This window comes from Paracoccus sp. (in: a-proteobacteria) (assembly GCF_047973135.1).
GTDB lineage: Bacteria > Pseudomonadota > Alphaproteobacteria > Rhodobacterales > Rhodobacteraceae > Paracoccus.
On sequence record NZ_JBKEBL010000157.1, the window covers coordinates 1 to 4,365 of the forward strand.

Below are 4,365 nucleotides of genomic sequence, written 5' to 3' on the forward strand. Positions count from 1 at the left end.
AGTTGGGCGGTGATGATGGTGGACCGCCGCTGGTAGCGTTCCTCGAAGAGTTCGAGCAGGTCGAGGCGCTGGTGGTCGGTCCAGCCATGCGTGCCCCAGTCGTCGAGGACCCGCAGCTGGACGCGGGCCAGCTTGTCGACGAGGCGGGGGACGCGGCCATCGAGACGGGCCATGGCCATATCCTCGACGAGGCGGGGCATGCGGATATAGGCGACGGAATGATCCAGACGGGCGGCCTGGTGGGCGAAGGCGCAGGCAAGCCAGGTCTTGCCGGTGCCGGTCTGGCCAGTAAGGATGATCTGTTCGCGGGCCTTGATCCAGTTGCCTTGCGCGAGCGCGAGGATCTGACGCCGGTCGAGCCCCCGGCTGGCGGCGAAATCGACATCTTCGATGCAGGCGTTGGGAAAGCGCATCTTCGCATTGCGCAGCCGGTTGGCGAAGCGCTTGTCGGCGCGGGCCGCAGCTTCGCGGTCGAGCATGAGACCAAGCCATTCATTGCGCTCGAGCGCCTGACCTGAATCCTGTTCGGCCAAAGCCTTCCAGGCGTCGGCCATGCCTGTCAGGCCGAGCGCCGCCATCTGGTCGAGTGTGGGGTGTGTCAGCATCTGTTTGTCCTTTCCTGGATTACTGGTAGTAGCCGGGGCCACGGATATTGTCGTGGACCGGCGTGGCGGTGATGGGGTCTGGCGGGCTGGGCGCCCGATCCAGACCGGTGATGAGGATGGAACGGACCGAGGCATAGTTGACGGCGCCGACCGTCAGGGCGCGTTCGCATGCGGCCTCCAGCCTGCCCGCGCCGAACTGGCGCTGCAAGCCAAGCACGCCGAGGGCCGAGCGATAGCCCTGTTCCGGATGCGGCCTGTCGCGCATCAGCCGCTCCACGAGCGCGGCGGCATGATAGCCGGTGCGGGCGGCGCGGGTGATCAGACTTTCCGGCGTCATGCCACCGTAGCGCTGATGCGCCTTGGGCATGTGCTCCTTGATGGTGCTATGGCCGCCGCGCTGAGAGCGGCGGTGGTGAACCGCAACCCGTTCATGGTTATGGAAAATCTCGATCATGCGGTAGGTCAGGCGGACATCGACCTGGCGTCCGATCAGCCGGTGCGGCACGGAATAGAAGCCGTGCAGCACCTCGATGTGGTAATCGGGATGCACTTTGGCGCGCTTCCACTCGGCATATTCGAAGGGCGCATCGGGCAAGGGGCTGAGCGCGGGGTGTTCGATCTCCTCGAACAGCTCACGCCGCGACCGTCCGACCCGGCGCATGATCCGCCCGTTCAGGTCATCGAGCAGCTCGGCAATGGCGACGTTCAGGGCTTCGATGGAAAAGAACTGCCGGTTGCGCAACCGCGCCAGAATCCAGCGCTCCACGATCAGCACCGCGCCTTCAACCTTGCCCTTGTCCCGGGGCTTGCGCGGTCGCGTGGGCAGCACAGTCGTGTCGTAATGCGTGGCCATGTCGGAGAAGGTCCTGGTCAGCGACGGCTCGAACCAGAGCGGCCGCGCCACGGCGGCCTTCAGATTGTCGCACACGATCGCCTTGGGGACTCCGCCGAAGAACTTAAGCGCCCGGACCTGGGCTTCGATCCAGTCGGGCAGCTTCTGGCTGAGGCTTGCCCAGGCGAAGGTGTAGTTTGAAGCACCCAGAACGGCGACGAAGATTTGCGCGCGATGCTCAGCCCCCGTGCCCGGGTCGATCACCGGGATCGTGTGCCCGGCGTACTCGGTCTGCATCACCGCGCCGGCCTCATGGCGGTTGCGATACCGGGGGTTGATGCGGCTCTCGAACGCGCGGTAGCGTTCGCAAAACCAGGTGTAGCCATAGCCATCGGGATGCGCCGCCCGGTATTCCTCCCAGAGCAGAACCAGCGTCACCCCCTTACGCTTCATCTCCGCGGCCATCTTGGGCCAGTCGGGTTCGCTCAGATCCCGGGGCGGGCGTCCGACACGCTGGAACAGGACCTGCTTCAGCGTCGCATCGTCATCGCGACCGGATGGCAATGGCCAGCAGTTCAGACCTGCCTCCCGAGCGCGAAGCAGGTAGGTCGCCACGGTCGTCTTGCTGAGCTTCAGGCGCAGACCAACCTCGCGCACCGAAAGGCCCTGTTCATGCGTCAGCCGCAGTATTGTTCGTATGTCTCGCATGGTCGTACGCCTCGGTTGCTTGCGTCTTGGCATGTCCCCTCCCGGTCTCGCTCAAGACCGGGAGAATGCCGTGACGGCGCAGGCGATGACCAACCGTGCCCAAGGCCCCCGGTGCTGTCCGGGAATTACCGAAATACCTGTCCGGGATTTACCAAAACGCGTGTCCGGGAATTACTGAAATCCCTGTCCGGGAATTTGCGAAACCCGCACCGGTTTCGCGAACCCTATTTCTCCGGCGGCGTCGAGGAGCACCAGCTGGGCGAGGCGACGATAAGGATGTACACGATATCGAAGACGCTCGCCGACGCATTCCGGAACCAGCGCCTCGTCGATCGTTCGGTCGCCATCGAGGCGCTCAAGACCGCGATCGAACAACGCAAGGCGACGGCGTCAGCGATTGCCGAGGCCGCGCGGGAATACGGTGCCTGGAACCAGATGCGTCCCTACCTCGAGGCCGTGACATCGAATGGCTGACATACCCAAGAATATCGCCGCATCGGTTCGGCAGAGACTTCTGAACCTCGCACGCAAGGAGGGACAGGCCTTCGACGTGGTATTGGTCGCATTCGGGCTGGAACGGCTCATCTACCGCCTGTCGGTGTCGGCACACCGCGATCGGTTCGTCCTGAAGGGCGGCATGCTCGTGACTCTCTGGACCAAGGACAAAGGCCGTTTTACCCGAGACATCGACTTCCTGTCGTTCGGCGCCGAGGACGAGGCAACCCTGAAGACGACCATCGCGGAGATTCTCGCAATCGACGCAGATGACGGGCTGATCTTTGACGACGCCAGTCTTACCGCGGCCCCGATCAGGGAAGATCAGGTCTACGGCGGCATGCGCCTGAAGACGACCGCGTATCTCGAGAAGACGCGGATCCCGATCACGATCGATGTCGGATTCGGAGATCCGGCGCATCCATTCGCGCCACCGAAGCTCGGCCGGTAGGTTCTCCAGCTCGCGGTCCAGATCGGGTTCAGGGTGGTCCTTGGCCATCATCACACCCCGTAGAGCCGGAATGTGTCGCGCCCGGTCAGCTCGCGCACGGCGCCGAGCTCCACCAACCGGTCGCAGAACCGGCGCGCGGCGCGGTCGGACCGCAGCGAAGTCAGCGACGTGGGCGCGACGGCATCCTGCGTCAGGAACAACGCCACAGCCTCCTCGGCGCCCCTGGCCCGCAACTTCGGGGCCACGGCCTTCAGACGCGCCGCGCGGCGGGCCAGGTCGGCCGCCTCCCGCGTTGACTCGACCGCTGCCGTCCCAATTGCCCGATGACAGGCCAGCTGCAGCGCCTCGCCCGTCTTCCGCAGATCGCCGCGCTTGAGACCGAGCGTAACGAGCGGCAGGACGTGGTCCCATCCTAGGGCCTGCCCCAAAGCCGCATCAGCCAGGATCACTGCCGTGGCGAGATCCCGCGGTCGATCCTCCAGAACCGCCTGCAGCACGGCCGCGGCCCGCCGGACCGGCGCCCCTTGCCCCGCGTCCAGCCAGGCCGCGATCTGCTCCGCCTCGATCTCAGGCAAGGCCCGATGCAGCGCCTTGACAGACACCGGTCGCTCTACCGCGCGCCGCCAGCATTGGTAGACCTCGCCAGCGGGACCCGGATTGTCGCCGGGTTGCAGAAACGCCACCGCATCCCGCAGCTCTCTCGCCCGTTCCGGGCGTCCCGACTGCGCCACGCAAGCCTCCGCGGCCCGCAGCGACATCCGCGCCCGGAGCAAGCTCTGGGGCACGTCGTCCCGGCTTTGCACAAGATTGAGATGGGCCAGCGCCGCGCCGGACAAAAACGCCACATCCTCAAGGGTTTCGGCCGGCGCGCCGGTGACCCAGGCGGGCAATTGCGGTAGGCTGCATGGGTCGTTGGATATAGTGGTCAGCTGGCATGTCATGCCACAAGACTAGACCGCGGCGGCGCTTTCGTCCACAATATGATGTGCAAACCGCCCCACCCTGTAGCTCCCAGCCATGTCCAATAATCTGGCCTTATCGGACATACAGGGATAGGCTGCCCGACATGAGCAAAAGCGCCAAGAAACCGCCCTCAGAGGCGTCAGATCACGCCTTTAACCCTCAACAGGACGATAGCGTGCCCGACCATGTTGCCGGTTCAGGCGTGCTGGACCGTCTGGCGGATCGGGCGCAGGATTATGCGCGCCAGGCCATCGCGGAAAACACGGCGCGGGCCTATGCGAAGGATTGGGCGGATTTGTCCCGCTGGTGCC

The 4,365-nt window shown here is 65.1% G+C and carries 5 protein-coding genes; 2 read left to right on the top strand and 3 right to left on the bottom strand.

The window, feature by feature from the left end:
• Together ACK5L9_RS12055 and istA are read right to left on the bottom strand one after the other, a co-directional pair.
• The coding region (locus ACK5L9_RS12055; protein ID WP_416911710.1) for an ATP-binding protein at window positions 1-605 on the bottom strand (605 nt) is incomplete at its 3' end.
• Window positions 606-624: 19 nt separating this feature from the next.
• Window positions 625-2,178 carry an IS21 family transposase gene (gene istA / locus ACK5L9_RS12060; protein WP_416911711.1) on the bottom strand — a complete coding sequence of 518 codons (1,554 nt, stop codon included), beginning with the start codon at window positions 2,176-2,178 and terminating at the stop codon, window positions 625-627.
• A 78-nt stretch (window positions 2,179-2,256) separates the two neighbouring features.
• Here istA and ACK5L9_RS12065 point away from each other — a divergent pair, with 78 nt between their 5' ends.
• Both ACK5L9_RS12065 and ACK5L9_RS12070 read left to right on the top strand, forming a co-directional pair.
• Entirely contained in the window at window positions 2,257-2,619 is a 363-nt protein-coding gene (locus tag ACK5L9_RS12065; RefSeq protein WP_416911712.1) for a hypothetical protein, read from the top strand.
• Window positions 2,612-3,091 (top strand): nucleotidyl transferase AbiEii/AbiGii toxin family protein, encoded by a 480-nt coding sequence (locus ACK5L9_RS12070; RefSeq protein WP_416911713.1) that lies wholly within the window; start codon window positions 2,612-2,614, stop codon window positions 3,089-3,091. The genes ACK5L9_RS12065 and ACK5L9_RS12070 overlap by 8 nt, the downstream gene beginning before the upstream one ends.
• A 50-nt stretch (window positions 3,092-3,141) precedes the next feature.
• Here the strand turns inward: ACK5L9_RS12070 and ACK5L9_RS12075 are convergent, their stop codons facing one another.
• The gene (locus ACK5L9_RS12075) at window positions 3,142-4,032 is read right to left on the bottom strand and encodes a DUF1403 family protein (protein WP_416911714.1); all 891 of its coding nucleotides are present in this window, start codon (window positions 4,030-4,032) and stop codon (window positions 3,142-3,144) included.
• Window positions 4,033-4,365 lie beyond the last annotated feature (333 nt).

Coding starts and splice junctions, on each gene's coding strand:
- istA (WP_416911711.1), bottom strand. CDS start 2,178: ATGCCAAGACGCAAGCAACCGAGGCGTACGACCATGCGAGACATACGA.
- ACK5L9_RS12070 (WP_416911713.1), top strand. CDS start 2,612: ATGGCTGACATACCCAAGAATATCGCCGCATCGGTTCGGCAGAGACTT.
- ACK5L9_RS12075 (WP_416911714.1), bottom strand. CDS start 4,032: ATGACATGCCAGCTGACCACTATATCCAACGACCCATGCAGCCTACCG.